The sequence below is a fragment of the Mycoplasma sp. 613B genome, from assembly GCF_054343485.1.
Map to the genome: position 1 here is coordinate 1 of NZ_JBTGVH010000006.1, position 15,609 is coordinate 15,609.

At 25.6% G+C, this 15,609-nt stretch carries 17 protein-coding genes; 3 read left to right on the plus strand and 14 right to left on the minus strand.

Going from position 1 to position 15,609, the window contains the following annotated elements:
• Window positions 1-37: 37 nt before the first annotated feature.
• The 14 genes from ACXX87_RS01375 to prfA all read right to left on the minus strand — a co-directional run bounded on the left by ACXX87_RS01375 (window position 38) and on the right by prfA (window position 11,102).
• Complete coding sequence (locus tag ACXX87_RS01375; protein WP_458573124.1) at window positions 38-331, minus strand: MG284/MPN403 family protein; 294 nt, start codon at window positions 329-331, stop codon at window positions 38-40.
• A 237-nt stretch (window positions 332-568) separates the two neighbouring features.
• Window positions 569-1,111: a DJ-1/PfpI family protein gene (locus ACXX87_RS01380; RefSeq protein WP_458573125.1), complete on the minus strand. Its 543-nt coding sequence runs from the start codon at window positions 1,109-1,111 to the stop codon at window positions 569-571.
• 9 nt (window positions 1,112-1,120) lie between these two features.
• Window positions 1,121-1,945, minus strand: coding sequence for a ribosome biogenesis GTPase YlqF (gene ylqF / locus ACXX87_RS01385; protein WP_458557341.1), 825 nt, complete (start codon window positions 1,943-1,945; stop codon window positions 1,121-1,123).
• Between the two features lie 75 nt (window positions 1,946-2,020).
• Entirely contained in the window at window positions 2,021-2,710 is a 690-nt protein-coding gene (gene rplA, locus ACXX87_RS01390; RefSeq protein WP_458573126.1) for a 50S ribosomal protein L1, read from the minus strand.
• A gap of 1 nt (window position 2,711) precedes the next feature.
• Window positions 2,712-3,293: a 50S ribosomal protein L11 gene (gene rplK, locus ACXX87_RS01395; RefSeq protein ID WP_436358898.1), complete on the minus strand. Its 582-nt coding sequence runs from the start codon at window positions 3,291-3,293 to the stop codon at window positions 2,712-2,714.
• 109 nt (window positions 3,294-3,402) lie between these two features.
• Complete coding sequence (locus ACXX87_RS01400) at window positions 3,403-3,849, minus strand: RpiB/LacA/LacB family sugar-phosphate isomerase (RefSeq protein ID WP_436358897.1); 447 nt, start codon at window positions 3,847-3,849, stop codon at window positions 3,403-3,405.
• Between the two features lies 1 nt (window position 3,850).
• Window positions 3,851-4,339, minus strand: coding sequence for a Sua5/YciO/YrdC/YwlC family protein (locus tag ACXX87_RS01405; protein ID WP_458557343.1), 489 nt, complete (start codon window positions 4,337-4,339; stop codon window positions 3,851-3,853).
• Entirely contained in the window at window positions 4,318-5,421 is a 1,104-nt protein-coding gene (dnaJ, locus tag ACXX87_RS01410) for a molecular chaperone DnaJ (protein WP_458573127.1), read from the minus strand. Before dnaJ ends, ACXX87_RS01405 begins: the two co-directional genes overlap by 22 nt.
• Before the next feature lie 51 nt (window positions 5,422-5,472).
• Complete coding sequence (locus ACXX87_RS01415; RefSeq protein ID WP_458573128.1) at window positions 5,473-6,684, minus strand: endonuclease/exonuclease/phosphatase family protein; 1,212 nt, start codon at window positions 6,682-6,684, stop codon at window positions 5,473-5,475.
• Between the two features lies 1 nt (window position 6,685).
• Window positions 6,686-7,060, minus strand: a complete 375-nt coding sequence (locus ACXX87_RS01420) for a hypothetical protein (RefSeq protein WP_458557346.1) — start codon at window positions 7,058-7,060, stop codon at window positions 6,686-6,688.
• On the minus strand, window positions 7,051-8,454 hold the full coding sequence (gene gltX, locus ACXX87_RS01425) for a glutamate--tRNA ligase (RefSeq protein ID WP_458573129.1): 1,404 nt from the start codon (window positions 8,452-8,454) through the stop codon (window positions 7,051-7,053). Before gltX ends, ACXX87_RS01420 begins: the two co-directional genes overlap by 10 nt.
• 134 nt (window positions 8,455-8,588) lie before the next feature.
• Window positions 8,589-9,305 (minus strand): hypothetical protein, encoded by a 717-nt coding sequence (locus ACXX87_RS01430; RefSeq protein ID WP_458573130.1) that lies wholly within the window; start codon window positions 9,303-9,305, stop codon window positions 8,589-8,591.
• Window positions 9,299-10,030, minus strand: a complete 732-nt coding sequence (locus tag ACXX87_RS01435) for a peptide chain release factor N(5)-glutamine methyltransferase (protein ID WP_458557349.1) — start codon at window positions 10,028-10,030, stop codon at window positions 9,299-9,301. Before ACXX87_RS01435 ends, ACXX87_RS01430 begins: the two co-directional genes overlap by 7 nt.
• Window positions 10,023-11,102: a peptide chain release factor 1 gene (prfA, locus tag ACXX87_RS01440; protein WP_458573131.1), complete on the minus strand. Its 1,080-nt coding sequence runs from the start codon at window positions 11,100-11,102 to the stop codon at window positions 10,023-10,025. Before prfA ends, ACXX87_RS01435 begins: the two co-directional genes overlap by 8 nt.
• Window positions 11,103-11,589: 487 nt before the next feature.
• Here prfA and ACXX87_RS01445 point away from each other — a divergent pair, with 487 nt between their 5' ends.
• The 3 genes from ACXX87_RS01445 to dnaK all read left to right on the plus strand — a co-directional run bounded on the left by ACXX87_RS01445 (window position 11,590) and on the right by dnaK (window position 15,413).
• Window positions 11,590-12,270 carry a hypothetical protein gene (locus tag ACXX87_RS01445; protein ID WP_458573132.1) on the plus strand — a complete coding sequence of 227 codons (681 nt, stop codon included), beginning with the start codon at window positions 11,590-11,592 and terminating at the stop codon, window positions 12,268-12,270.
• Window positions 12,251-13,495, plus strand: coding sequence for an HNH endonuclease signature motif containing protein (locus ACXX87_RS01450; RefSeq protein ID WP_458573133.1), 1,245 nt, complete (start codon window positions 12,251-12,253; stop codon window positions 13,493-13,495). Before ACXX87_RS01445 ends, ACXX87_RS01450 begins: the two co-directional genes overlap by 20 nt.
• 127 nt (window positions 13,496-13,622) lie before the next feature.
• A complete protein-coding gene (dnaK, locus tag ACXX87_RS01455) occupies window positions 13,623-15,413 on the plus strand; it encodes a molecular chaperone DnaK (RefSeq protein ID WP_458559258.1) in 1,791 nt (596 codons plus the stop codon).
• Window positions 15,414-15,609: the final 196 nt, after the last annotated feature.

A 15,609-nucleotide genomic window follows, 5' to 3' on the forward strand; every position in this document is an offset into this window, starting at 1 on the left:
GATGAATTAAACAATAAAATTAACTAAGTATAGAAATTTAGTAAAAATTTAGGTTTTTATAGTATGTACTTTTTGATCAATGTTTTTTAAATCAGTTTTTGTTATTTTCAAGAAATTCTTTTCTTAAAATATAAGAATATTCTGGTTCAATTAAGTCCATTATTTTTTCAAAAATAGAAACTGGTTTTTCAGCAACAATTTTATTTTGATTATTTGGATCTAAATTTATTTCTAAACTTTGTTCTAGTTTTAATTTATTATGCATTAAAATAATTAATTCCATAAATTTTCTTTTCTCTACGAAAGTAATGATTCTATGTAATTTTGCCATGTTTTTTTTCTCCTTTTTTGGGTAATTTTTTAATATTCTACCCATTATAATTTTTAAATATTTTTAAAAAAATCATAAAAAAAGGAAAAAATTAGGAAAAATAGGGCAATTTTCCTAATATTTTTGACACTTTTTGGTTTTTTGAACTAAATATTGAAATTAAATTTTTATATTTCTTATTGATAGTTGTCATATTAAAATGTTTTAATTTAAAACTATAAAAATTATGTTTATTTTTTATCCTGTTAGTTGTTTTAAAATTTGTTTTTTAATTTCAATTCCTTGAATAATTTCAATTATTTTTAGTGAAAATTCCAATGAATAAAAAGCACTTTTAGCGGTTATAATTTTATCAAAATGCACTATGTTTTTGTCTTGGAATTTTTCCCCTTTTTTAGATTCATTTGGAAAACCTACATATTCAGTTTTATCATCAAAAATTTTTGTTTCAAAAAGAGCATTTGGTGCATCACAAATAGCAAAAATTCATTTTTTATTTTCTAAAAAATGATTGACTATATTTAAATTTTTAAAATCTTTTCTTAAATAAGTTGCTCCCTTACCGCCTGGAATAAAAATAGCTGAAAATTCACTTAAATCAATTTCTTTTTTAGTTTGTATTTTTACAATTTTGTGTTTTCCTATATATTCTCTTGATTCGTTATTATTATAAAAAATTATTTCAGAAAAAGTTTTCGCTCTTTCTAAAGTTGTAGTTACAGCAGTTAATTCAAAATCTTGAAAATCATCTTGAACTAAAACAAGTAATTTATTATTCATTTTTCCTTTCTAATCATATGTAACATTTGTAAGTTTTCGTAAATATATTATAAATCATTGCATAGTTTTTTCTAAGTCTGGTTGATTATTTTTAGTTAGAAAAAGTTTAATTTTTCCTAGCTTGTATAAATTATTATAAATTTCTGTTTCATCGGTTGAAGGAGTTAAACCTAAGTCAATAATTTTATTTGGATAATATTCAGAAAGAAGTTTATAACCGAAATTAAAAAAATCTTTTTTTGGTATTATTTCAGGTTTAATTGAACCGATTATAGCTAACTTGATCCCTATTAATTCATCTTGAAATTTAGGTCATAAAATACCAGGAGTATCTAATAATTGTATATCACCTGCATTTATCCACTGTTGTCCTTTTGTTACTCCTGGCATATCTCCAACTTTAGTTTTTGCATTTGAAATTAAATTAATTAATGTAGATTTTCCACTATTAGGAACACCCATAATAAAAACTCTTAATCGTGGTTTTAGTAAACCTTTTGCAGAATCTTTTTTTCTCTTATCTTCCAATCGGTCATTAATAGCTTTTAAAATTATTTTTTTACTGCTATTTTCTTTTAAATTAACAAAAATTACTTTTGAATTTTCACTATTAAATCTTGATAAAATTTTATTTATTTTACTTCTATCTGACATATCACTTTTTGTAATTACAAACAACCTAGGCTTAGAAGGGGATATTTTATCAAATTCTTCATTGTAACTACTTATTGGAGCTCTACCATCTAAAACAATTAAAAACAAGTCTGCTAAAACTTGTTTTTCTTGTATTTGTTTCATCGCTTTTGCCATATGGCCTGGGAATCATTGAATCATATCAATTATTATAATGTATTTTTAAAAAAATAAGAAAGAAAAATTTCCTAATTTATAGGAAATTTCTGTATATTATTAATCAAACTTGATTTTAATTGAAGGTCCCATTGAAGCAGAAACTGTTAAGTTTAAAATATATGCACCTTTAACAACACTTGGTTTTAATTTTTTAATTAATGAAATTAATGTTTGTGCATTTTCTGCTAATGCTTGTGCACTCATTGAAGTTTTTCCAATTAATGAGTGAACAATACCAGATTTATCTGCTCTATAGTTTGCTTTACCCTTTTTAAGTTCTTCTACAGCTTTTGAAGGTGTAGGAGTAACTGTTCCAGTTTTTGGGTTAGGCATTAATCCTTTTGGTCCAAGTTTTTTACCATATTTACCTAAAACAGGCATCATTTTTGGATCAACTACCATTACATCAAAGTCAAATAAATCATTTTTTAAAGCTTCTTCTAATTCACCTGTTGTATAAACTAAATCGGCTCCTGCTTCTTTTGAAGATTTTTGCATATCGGGATTATCTGTTGCTACTAAAACTCTAATATTTTTTCCTGTTCCGTTAGGTAATACAACAGCCCCTCTTAATTGTTGATCTGTTTTTCTTGTATCTAAATTTAATCTAATTGCTAAATCTACTGATGCATCAAATTTTGCATATGAAGTTTTCTTTACTAACTCCATTGCATCTTCTAAAGAATAAACTTTATCTTTTTCTACAAGTTCTCTTGCAGATTGAAGTTTTTTACCAATTTTTCTCATATTAGTTTTCTTCACTTTCTTGTTTTTCTTTTATAACTTCTGCATCTACAAAACCTTTATTTTCTGCAGCAGCTTTTGCATCTTCTTCTAGTTTAGCAGCTGAAGCAGCAGCTTTTGCATTTGCTTTAGCTTGTTTTTCAGCTTCTTTTTTAGCAGCTACAACATCGTCTCAACCTTCAACTAAAACACCCATATTTTTAGCTGTTCCTGCGATTGTTTGCATAGCTTTATCTAATGAGTCTGTGTTTAAATCAACTAATTTGTATTGTGCTATTTCTTTTAATTGTTCTAAAGTAATTGTAGCAACAATTTTAGTTTTAGAATTTGAAGAACCTGATTGAATTTTTGCTGCTTGTTTAATTTTATATGAAGCAGGTGAAGTGAATAATTTAAAATCAAATGATTTATCTTTATATATTGTGATAGCTACAGGAACTGGTTCGCTCCCTCTATCTCTTGTTTGATCGTTAAATTGCTTTGTAAATTCAGGCATAACAATACCTAAACCAGCTAATGCAGGACCAGGTTTAGCTTGTCCAGCATTAAATTGCAATTTAGCAACACGAACTATTTCTTTTGCCATTGCGAGCTTCCTTTCTTTCTCTTGGTGGTAATAACGATTTCTCTTCCACTAAGGCAATATAAATATTGCAATTGAAATTTTACCATATTTTGCTTTTTTAAATTAAAATTTAGTCTAATTTATCTAACTCATCAATTCTTGCTTGATGTCTTCCGCCTTCGTATTTAGTTTCAAAATACTCATCGACCATTTTTTTTGCTTCTTCAAAAGTTGTAAATCTACCACTTAAAGCGATTGCATTTGCGTTATTGTGTAATTTTGCTAAATAAGCATCATTAACATTTGTAATTCTTGCTGCTCTAACTCCTTTGAATCTATTTAAAGCATATGAAATTCCTAGTCCTGTTCCACAAAAACCCATTCCAATATCTGCTTTTTTGCTTTGTAAATATTTTCCAAGTTTTTTACCATATGTAGCATAGGATACTGATTCTACTCCGTTAAAAGGACCTAAATCTTCCACTTCATATCCTTTGGATTTTACATATTCTAAAACTTTTACTTTTAAATCATAACCAGCATGATCGCTTGCGAATGCTACTCTAATTTTTTCCATACTATCTTAATCTTTCCAATGTTTCTACTTTTATAATTTGTGAAGGTTCGTTGCTTCCTTCTCCAAAATTATAAACTTGTTTTATTTTATTAAAAACTTTTTGTGCTTCTTTTAGGGTTAAATTTTTTTGACCAGAAATATTTGCACTTGTTACTCAGCAAGGACCAGTTTTTTCCAAAAACGCCTGTAATCCTTTTTGATTTGGCATTCTAAAACCTTGATTATTAACAATTAAAGTTATATTTCCAGGTCAAAATTTCTTAGCCAGTTCCTCTGCTTGTGAATTTCATTCTTGAAATTCTCTTGCTTGGTCTATAGAAGCAACTAAAATTATTATTTTTTTATTTATATCTCTTTGTTTAAGTTCATATAAAAGATCTATTTTTTTTGTTTTTACAGGAATTCCTATACCAACAACTGTATCGGTTGTAGTAATAAATACATCTTTATATTTGTCAATTTCATTCATTAATCAAAATCTTTCAATCATTTATTTTTTCGATCATCTTTTACACCTGAAAAAATTGATTCCATTGCTTTTTTCTCTGAATTTGATAATTTTGGAACATATAATTGTAAGTGAATTTTTAAGTTTCCATAAGAATTATTTTTTGGATTTTTAGAACCTTTATTTTTTACAGTTAATACATCACCTGATTTATAAGAATTATTCATTCTAATCTCTTCATTTCCATATGGTGTTGGAATTGTGATAAGATTTTCAGAAATAATATCAATTACAGAAACTGGCACAGTTAAATGAATATCATCACCAACTCTTGTGTAATGCGTATGATCTCTAACAGTTATTTCTATATATAAATCTCCATTTTGCCCACCATTTAATCCAGGACCACCATATCCATTTAAAACTACAGATTGCCCTTCTTTAATACCTGCAGGGATAGAAACTGTCAACTCTTTACTTTCTTTTATAATTCCTTTACCAGAACATAATTTACATAATTTTTGAATTCTTTTTCCTTTACCAGAACAATCAGAACAAGTTGCACTATTTTGAATTGCTCCAAAAGGTGTTTTAATAACTTTTGTAACGCTTCCTGTTCCACCACAAGTACTACATTGCTTAATATCTGCTGTAGAATTTGCTCCACTACCGTGACAATTATTACATGTGCTATATTTATCAAATTTTCTCTTTATGCTTGTTCCTAAAATTGATTCAAGAAAACTTATTGAATATTCAATTTTATAATCTGAACCGTCTTCTGGATAATTTTCTCTTGATTTTCTTCTGCCAAATCCACCAAAAATATCTCCAAAAAAGTCACTGAATCCACTGAATCCACCAAAATTTCCAAATCCACCAAAGCCTGCTTGTGCATTTGGATCAAAAGCATCATGGCCATATTGATCATATTGTGCTCTTTTTTCTGGATTTGATAAAACTTCATATGCTTCATTTACTTCTTTAAATTTCTCTTCTGCATCTGCTTCTTTATTTTTATCTGGGTGATATTTCATAGCTAATTTTCTATAAGCTATTTTTATTTCTTTATCTGTTGCGTTTTTATTTATTTCTAATACTTCATAATAATCTCTTTTTTTCATAAATAAAATTTTAGCACATTTTATATTAGAGTGCTAAAATTTTGTATATTATTATTCGTCTATGTCATCTTTTGATACATCTAAATCTGTATAAACTAAGGTGTGATCGCTAATTTTTAAAATTCAATTTTGTAAGCTATCCTTTGAAGGTTTTTTATCAACTTTTTTCTTTCATTCTTTTTCTTCAATAATATTTTTTTTAAAGACAGAAAATATATCAAATCTTTGAGCATTAGAAGTTTTTAAATCACCTTTATAAAGGATTTTATCATATGGTTCCGATCATTGTCGAGATCTGCCAAGACTTGTTTCTAAATTTCAATCAAGTAATGTTTTATAGCCTGCTTTAATTGTTAAATCAAATGCTTTTGCTCCGTTATTTTCCTTTATATTTGTATCTCCCATAAAGAAAATATCGTTATTTTTGCCATCTTGTAAATCAAATCAATTTAAAACATTTTTTAACTCTTTAGCTTCATTTATTTCAAATTGACCTTGACCGGAATAACCGCTCGCTGCTGGTTCAACACCTCTTTTTTGTCCTGGAGAATCAAAGTGAGAGAATACTACGGTAAAATCATTATGTTTTTCATTTTTAACTCTAAAATGTGCTCCATATGGTGGTCTTGCATAAACGGTTTTTTCTTTTTTATTAAAGTAAGAAGTAAATTCTGGGTTTGGATAAGGAATTCCTAAATAAGGGTTTTTATTGTTTTGATATCCAGCAAATGGAATTGGTTCTAAAAATTTATTTTTATAAACTATACCTATATATTCTTGCTGTGATTCTTTACCTTTACCAAATAATTTAGGACTTAATAAATATTTTCAATCTCCATCAGGATCATATTCTTTTAATTTTTCAATTATTTTAGAAACAGCAAGTTCATTATTTTCATTATCAATTGTAACTTCAGTTAAACCAACTAAGGAAAGATTTTCATGATTAATAATTTTTGCTATTGCTTCATTTTTTCAATCTTGTTTTCCAGTGTGATTTAAAATATTTCAATGACCAATTCTTATTTTATCAAATGATAATTCTTGATTATTATCTGTTTTTTTGTTTAAATCATTATTTTTTTTGTATTCTTTTTGTCCTTTTTCATTGTTACTTGGAACAAAAGAGTTAACATTCTCTTTTGACGGTTGTTCCTGTTGTGTCTGCTTTGTAATGGGTTCTTGATGTGCTGGTTTTGAACCACATGAAGTAAAAACTAAAGGTAAAGAAAGAAAAGAAAATCATTTAATTCATTTTTTCATTTTATCTATTTATAAATAATTCTATTTGAAAACTTGAAATGTATTCTTCTTTAGCAGAAAATAAATCGTAATAAAAGGAAATAAAATTTTCTTCTCTTTCTAATTTTGTCATTTTATAAATGAAATCTAACTCACCATATTCAGTTTTAAAAGGACATACTTTTTCTTTATTTAACTCTAAATTAACAGTTGCATGACTTTGAAAAATATTAACTTTGTTTTTTGAAACTTCAATTCTTATAGCAATATTTGTATTTGGATCTTTAAAAATAAATGCATCAAATTCTTCTCATTTATCTAATTCTAAAGGAGAAATAAATTCAATTACTTTTTTATCATCATCCTTGATAATTGTTGAAACAAATTTTATAGTCATTTTTTCAATCTCTCTTTAACAATGTTTTCTCCAAATAAATAAATACTTTTTGCTAATTCTGGTCCGTGTTGTTCAAGAGTGGAAGCAATTCTAATTGGTAAAAATAAATTCTTTCCAGATAATTTTGTTTGTTCTTTTGTTAAGTCTATTGCTTTTTGAATATTATCAATTGAAAAATCTAAATTATTTAAATGACTGTAAAAAACAGAAATAACTTCTAAATTTACAGGGTTTTCCTTTATAAATGTTTCTGTTAAATCTTTTGGAGATTTGTAAATCCTTAAATTATTTTTAATTTCATTTAAAGTAGCAGCACTTTGTTTATATGTTTCTACAAATAATTCATTTCAAGCAGAATCACTATTTAGTTGTAATTGTTCTTTTAAAATAGTGTTGCTTTGATTTTTCATATATTGTTTAGAAAATCATTCCATTTTCTTAATATCAAATTTTGAAGGAGATTTAGACAATCTATTTTCATCGAATTTTTCAATTAATTCTTTGTGGTTTAAGATTTCCTGTGCATCTTCACTTGTTCATCCAAGTAATGCTAAGAAGTTAAAAATAGCTTCAGAAATATAACCTTCATTTTTATAATCTTCAATAAACTGTTTTAAACTTAAATCTCTTTTAGAAAGTTTTTTTCCTTCCATATTAGTAATTATTGTTAAGTGTCCAAATTTTGGTGTTTCTCAACCAAAAGCATCATATACTGCAAGTTGTTTAGGTGTATTTGTAATATGTTCTTCACCTCTTAAAACATGGGTGATTTCCATATCATGATCATCAACTACAACTGCAAAATTATAAGTTGGAAATCCATCAGATTTTTTTATTACTCAATCACCAATATCGTTTGAATTTACAGAAATTTGTCCTCTTACAATATCATTTCAAGCGTAATCTTTATTAGGTTTAAGAGCTAATCTTACTGAATATTCTTTATTTTTTTCTCTTGTTTCTTTTTCTTCTTCAGAAATTTTTAGCCAATTTCTATCATATCTAAAGCTGAAAATTCCTTGTTTTTCTTGTTCTTGTCTTTGTTGATCTAACTCTTCTGAAGTATCATATGCTTTATAAGCAAGGTTTTTAGAAATTAATCAATCTACTAATTCATTGTATCTATCAAGTTTTTCACTTTGTCTGTATTTTCCGTATTTTGAATTAGGATTTATTGGTGATTCATCTGGAATAATACCTAATCATTTCAGATTATTTAATTGTGATTCTTCTCCTCCTTCAACATTTCTCGAAACATCAGTATCTTCAATTCTTAAAACAAATTCTCCACTATAATGCTTAGCAAATAAGTATGAAAATAAAGCTGTTCTTGCTCCACCAATATGGAGATATCCTGTTGGACTTGGTGCATATCTAGTTCTTATTTTTTTCATTGTTTCTCCTTAGTTATTAATTTATAAATAATTATATTTTATTTTTTTAAAAAAATTGAATAAATGCAATAAAACTCCTTTATTTATTTTCAAGATAAAAGCAAACTTCATTTTTGAAAGTTTGCTAATTTTGTTTAATTATTTCAATTCTTATTTAAATAAAAATTTATTGAATATCAAAGAATAAAAGGATAAAAATCTTTATCATTTTTATAAATTTTTGTATCATTAACTTTTATGTAAGATTTTCCAAAGTATAGTCTATTATAAAATCAAAAAGTACAAGTTATTATATTAATAAATTTTTCTTTTTCATGTTTTATTTTTTCATTAAAATCTATTTTGTTTTGATCTATATAATTTAAAAGTTTAAAAGAAATATTTTCCTCTTTTTTGTAAAATTCAACGACTTCATTTTCTTCAAAATAAAAATCTTTACTTAAATATTTTTCAAAATAAACTAAGTCATTTTGATTTACTTCAATTTGATCTCAGCTTGCTTTTTTCTTTTCTTTTTTTAATTTTATTTTATAAACTATAAATGAAATAAAAGTTAAAAACAAAATATAAGCAATAGAAACAATAAATAATATAACATTGATATTAAAAGTTTTAGAATTAAAAAAATCAATAATCAAAAAACCTATTCCAAATATTAAACAAATAATTTCAAAAAATAAGTAGATAATATCAAAATGAGAAATTTTTTTATTTGTAATAAGAAATTTTTTTCATAATTTTAAATCTACATTTTTTAAATTAATTATGTTCTTGTATCTAATAAAAGTGATTGAAATTGTTAAAATTGTTGCTACGAGAATTGCTAAGAAAGTTATTATATAAGCTATCATTTTTCTCCTTTTTTAATTATAACTATTCTGTTTTTTTGATTAATATCTTTTTTTATTTCTATATTTAAATTTTCAAGAGACTTAAAATAATCTAAATTTCAATCTGAAATTTCAAATATAAGAATTCCTTCCTTTTTTAAAAAAGATTTACCATCATTAATAATTTTTTTATAAAAGTAATTTCCATCTTCTTTAGCAAATAATGCATTGTGATTTTCTCATTCTAAAACAGAGTGATCCAGTTTTATATTTTCAGGTATATACGGGGGATTAGAAATAATTAAATCATATTTTTGATTGGAATCTAATTTTTTAAATAGATTAGATTTAATTACTTTAATTTTTGACGAAAATAAGTGATTTTCCTTTATATTAGTCAAAATTTTACTTATTGCTTTTTCATCATTATCAACTAAAGTTACTTCACAACCTATCTTATCAAAAATAGTTAATCCTATAAAACCAGAACCTGCACACATATCTAAAACTTTAGAATTTTTATTCAAAAATTTTAAAGATTCATTAATAACTTCTTCTGTTTCATATCTTGGGATTAAAACCTTATCTTCTGTAATTAAAAATTTTAGTCTGTCCATTTGAACAAAACCAATAATTTGTTGAATAGGCATTGAAGTTTTTAATTTATTTTCTTCTTCATTAGTAATTATTAATGGTAAATTATTTCTTATTTTTTCTCGTAATAAAGCTTCTCTTCTTTTATTCAAGTCCTGCATTTTGAATCTTTTCTGCTTGTTCTTCCGCTAATAAAGCTTCGATAATTGGATTTAATTGACCTGCTACAACATTTTTTAAAGATGTAGAAAAACCAATTCTATGATCTGTTATTCTATCTTGTGGATAATTATAAGTTCTTATTTTTTCACTTCTTGCACCAGAACCGGCTAATTTTCTAAAAGCACCTTCTACTTCTTGTTTTTTTCTAATTTCTAAGTCATAAAGTCTTGATTTTAAAATTTTCATTGCTAATTCTCTGTTGGCTATTTGGCTTCTTCCATCTTGAGAAGTAGCAATAACACCTGTAGGAATGTGTATTATTCTTACAGCAGAATCTGTTGTATTAACAGATTGACCACCTGCACCAGAAGATCTAAAAGTATCTACTCTAATATCACTTGGATTAATTTCAATTTCAACATCTTCATCTGCTTCAGGCATTACAGTAACTGTTGCAGTTGAAGTGTGAACTCTACCTTGAGTTTCAGTTTCTGGAATTCTTTGAACCCTATGAACTCCTGACTCAAACTTAAGTTTTGAATATGCTTTTTCACCACTAATTGAAAAAACTATTTGAGTAAAACCTCCAGCTACAGCAAATGTAGAATCAAGAACCTTTACTGTCATATCATTTGAATCAGCTCATTTATTGTACATTTTAAAAAGGTCACCAGCAAAAATGTTTGCTTCATCGCCGCCAGCTGCCCCTCTTATTTCCATAATAACGTTTCTTTCATCATTTTCATCTTTTGGCAATAATAAAATAATAAGTTCTTTTTCTAAAATAGGCATTTGCTCTTCAGAGTTTGTTATTTCAGATTTAGCAAAAGCAATAATTTCTGCATCTTTTTCTGCAAGAAGAAATTTAGCTTCTTTTATAGTGTTTTCAAATGCTAAATATTTGTCAAATGTTTCTACTATGTCTTTGATTGAAGAAATTTCTTTAACAATTTGAGTGTATTTTTTTATATCACTCATTGTTTTTTCATCTAATAAAATTTTATTTAATTCATTATATTTTTCTTTAATTGAAATTAGTGATTTATACATTGAAGTTTCCATATTAATTTTAATTATATAAGAAAACTGCTTTTTTAAAAACTTAAAAGGCGAAAATTTAATTATATTTGTAAAGTTAAAGATTTATTAAAAGTTTTAAAATTTTATTTTACTTTGTAAAAACATTTCCAGTTTTAAACATAAAAACCTTTCTATATAAACAAGGACTTAACTTTGGTTTCTTACCAAATTTATGTCCTTGTTTAAGCAAGAGTGAGTTGAAAATAGAGAACATTGAACTGAAATATTATGATCTTTATAAAACTTATTTAGAGAATAATAATAAGCAAAATGCAAAAAATCTGATAGTTACAATATATAGCAAGGTGAGTACTAAATTACAGTTATTACTATGAAAGTAGTGATAGCTTTTTTTATTTGAGTTTTATTTATTTTTTAGTTTATTTCTTTTATTAAAAATACAAAAAAATAAAAAAATTTTTATAAAAAATAATTTGAATTATAATAATAATTATATATAGGGAGAAGTATGAAAGAAAAAATTAAAGCAGAACTAATGGAAAAAATAAACAATATTGAAATTCAAGAAAAATCTGGTTTAAACTCTTTTTTAGATGAGTATATTGAAAACAAAATTGAAAAAAATAAAAATAAAATTACAAAAGCATTTAATTATGCTAACGATGATGAGTGATACACAACAAAAGAAGATATTCAATTTTTTATTGATAATGCAAAAATTCCTAAAGATAAAATAATTTGATGCCCTTTCGACTTACCAGATTCAAATTTTGTTACTATTTTTAAAAAAAATGGTTACAAAGTGATTTCATCTCATATCTTAGAAAACAAAGATTTTTACAGTTATCAACCAGAACATTTTGACATTGTTATCAGCAATCCACCTTTTAGAGGTAAATTTAAATTATTGCAAAGATTGTTAGAATTTAACAAACCTTGAGCACTAATTTTTGGAATTCAAGCATTAAATAGTGAAAAATTTTGTAATGAATTACAAAAATTTGAAAGAGTTCAATATGTCCATTTAAAAAGGAGAATGTGCTTTACAAAAGATTATTTAAATTATGATGTTTTTAATCTAGATAGACCTTCTTTTGCAAGTATGTGAATAGCAAATAAAATGTTTGAAAAAGATATTCAAGTATGAAAAGGAGTAGATTATAAAAAAGATGGAAAAGAATTTATGTAATAAAAGAAAATTCACTATACTTGTCTCAAAGTCTTTATTTTCAAATTTAACCAAAGAAGCGAATAAAGAAGAATCTGACAAACTATATAGTGATATAAAACTTATTTTAAGTCTAGATAAAAAAATTGATATAAATGATGAAGTAGAATGAAAAAATACAGAAGTAAAGTTTCAGGGTTTAGTTATTGAAGAATTAAATGAATTAATTTATTTTACTCAAAAATTAGGAGAAAATGGTAAACCAAAATCTAGAAACACTTATATTATGCAGAATTTTTTGCCAGTTTTGTTGTTTAGTTATGAAAATAATATAAAAAATATTTCTGTATCATTACATCCTTTAGATTTGTTTTTATATATTGAAGAATTTCCAAAAACAATTTTAAAAGATTTTAAAATTTTTAGTACTTTGGGCGTAAAAATTAATTATAGTTTAACATCAAGACAAAAGAATAATTTGAATACTAAATTTGAAAATATAAAACATTTTCAATTAGAAAAAGAAAATTTAAAAAGACAAAATAAAAGAAATTTATCAAGTTATATTGAGTATGATGAGTTAAAAAAAGAGATTAAACTATATGCTAAATTTGATGGAGCTAATGCATCAGATTCTTTAATCAGTGCAATAGTAATCAATAAAATATTTGAAAAAGATAAAGATATTAAGAGAAAACTTTTAATTTTAAAAACAAACGAAAAATTATTTGAAATTAAGCAAAATTTATTAAAAATTTTAAAACAAAATAATTTTGAAGTAAATAAACAACCAATCTTTTCTCAACCTATTTTTGATATAACCCACTCTGAAGAAGACTTAAAAAGAAATCAACCTCTTTTTAAAGAAAATATAAAAATTTGATATTGTGAAAATAATTTAAATCCAGATAAATGTTTAGTTTGTGGTTATCAATTTTCAGAACATTTAATTTCAGCACACATACATAGAGTTTCGGATGTAAAAAATGAATTTAAAAATAATAAAATTTCTTTCGATGATGCTAATAAATTGATTGTTGAAGGATGTAACGGTTTTTTGCTTTGCCCTACATGTGACAAAGAATTTGAATGAGGAAAAATTTTCTTTGATTTAAATTTATATAAGTTTTTTTCTAATCCAGAAAATAAATATATTACAGAAACTATCAATATAACAACAAACAAAGAAAAATTTGAAGAAAACATTAAAAAACATCTAGTGAGAATTAAAAATTTATCAAAATAAAAGTTGAGTTCCAACTTAATTTTTTTATAAATTTAAAAATTTGGCACTTTTTACTTGTGAGTGCTAAAAAATATGCTATAATGTTTTCATAAATAAAAAAAATCACTTATTAAAAAGGAGAATAAATATGGCAAAAGAAATAGTATTAGGAATAGATTTAGGGACAACTAACTCTGTTGTTTCTATAATTGAAGATAAAAAACCTATAGTTTTAGAAAATCCAAATGGAAAAAGAACAACTCCTTCTGTAGTTTCCTTTAAAAATGGAGATATTATTGTTGGAGAAATTGCAAAAAGACAATTAGAAACAAATCCAGATGCAATTGCTTCTATCAAAAGATTAATGGGGACAAGCAAAACTGTAAAAGCAAATGGAAAAGAATACAAACCAGAAGAAATTTCAGCAATGATTCTTTCTTATTTAAAAGAATATGCAGAGAAAAAAATTGGCAAAAAGGTTTCAAAAGCAGTTATTACTGTTCCTGCTTATTTTGATAACGCAGAACGTGAAGCTACCAAAACAGCTGGAAAAATAGCAGGATTAGATGTTTTAAGAATAATAAATGAACCTACAGCAGCTGCTCTTGCTTTTGGACTTGACAAAACAGATAAAGAATTAAAAGTTCTTGTTTATGACTTAGGAGGAGGAACATTTGACGTTTCTGTTCTTGATTTAGCAGCAGGAACATTCGAAGTACTTTCTACAAGTGGAGACAATAGACTTGGTGGAGATGATTGAGACCATGAAATTGTTAAATGACTTTTAGAAAAAATTAAAAGTGAATATAAATATGATGCCACAAACGACAAAATGGCAATGGCTAGATTAAAAGAAGAAGCAGAAAAAGCAAAAATTTCTCTTTCTGAACAATCAATCACTACAATTTCATTACCATTTTTAGCAGTTTCTGAAAACGGTCCAATAAATGTAGAATTAGAACTAAAAAGATCAGAATTTGAAGCAATGACTGCTTATCTTGTAGATAAAACAAGAAAACCAATTATGGATGCCTTAAAAGAAGCTAAACTGGAAGCTAAAGATTTAGATGAAATTTTATTAGTTGGTGGTTCTACAAGAATCCCTGCTGTTCAAACAATGATTGAACATACATTAGGTAAAAAACCAAATAGAAGCATTAACCCTGATGAAGTTGTAGCAATTGGTGCAGCTATTCAAGGTGGAGTGCTTGCAGGAGAAATTGATGATGTTTTATTATTAGATGTTACTCCTTTAACACTAGGTATTGAAACAATGGGTGGGATTGCAACCCCTTTAATCCCAAGAAACACAACAATTCCAGTAACTAAGTCACAAATTTTCTCAACTGCATCTGATAATCAACCAGAAGTTACAATTTCTGTAGTTCAAGGTGAAAGACAAATGGCTGCAGATAATAAAGTTCTTGGAACATTTAACTTATCAGGAATCGAACCAGCTCCAAGAGGAGTACCACAAATTGAGGTTTCTTTCTCAATCGATGTTAATGGTATTACAAAAGTTACAGCAAAAGACAAAAAAACAAACAAAGAACAAACAATAACAATTCAAAATACATCTACACTATCTGAAGAAGAAATTCAAAAAATGATAAAAGAAGCCGAAGAAAACAGAGAAGCAGATGCAAAGAAAAAAGAAAAAGTAGAAACAACAGTTAGAGCAGAAACTTTAATTTCCCAGTTAGAAAAATCACTAACTGAACAAGGAGATAAAATTGAAGCATCTCAAAAAGAAATGTTAACTAAACAAATTGAAGAATTAAAAACTTTATTAAAAGAAGAAAAAATTGATGAATTAAAAACAAAATTAGACCAAATAGAACAAGCTGCTCAAGCTTTTGCACAACAAAGTGCTAATTCACAAGCAAACGCTTCAAATGAAGATAATGACTCTTTTAAAGCAGATGTTAAGGAGGAATAATTTAAATAGAAAAAGGTAATTTAATACCTTTTTCTATTTTTAATACCTTTAATTAGGGACCGTAACACATTTTGTGTAAAAATTTCTCAATAGCAAATATTTAAACTAAAATATTTATAAGGAGAAATTTTTTTATGACTAAAAAATTAGAAACTGCTAAAAAACTTTATAAAAAAAACAAACCAAAAACATAAAA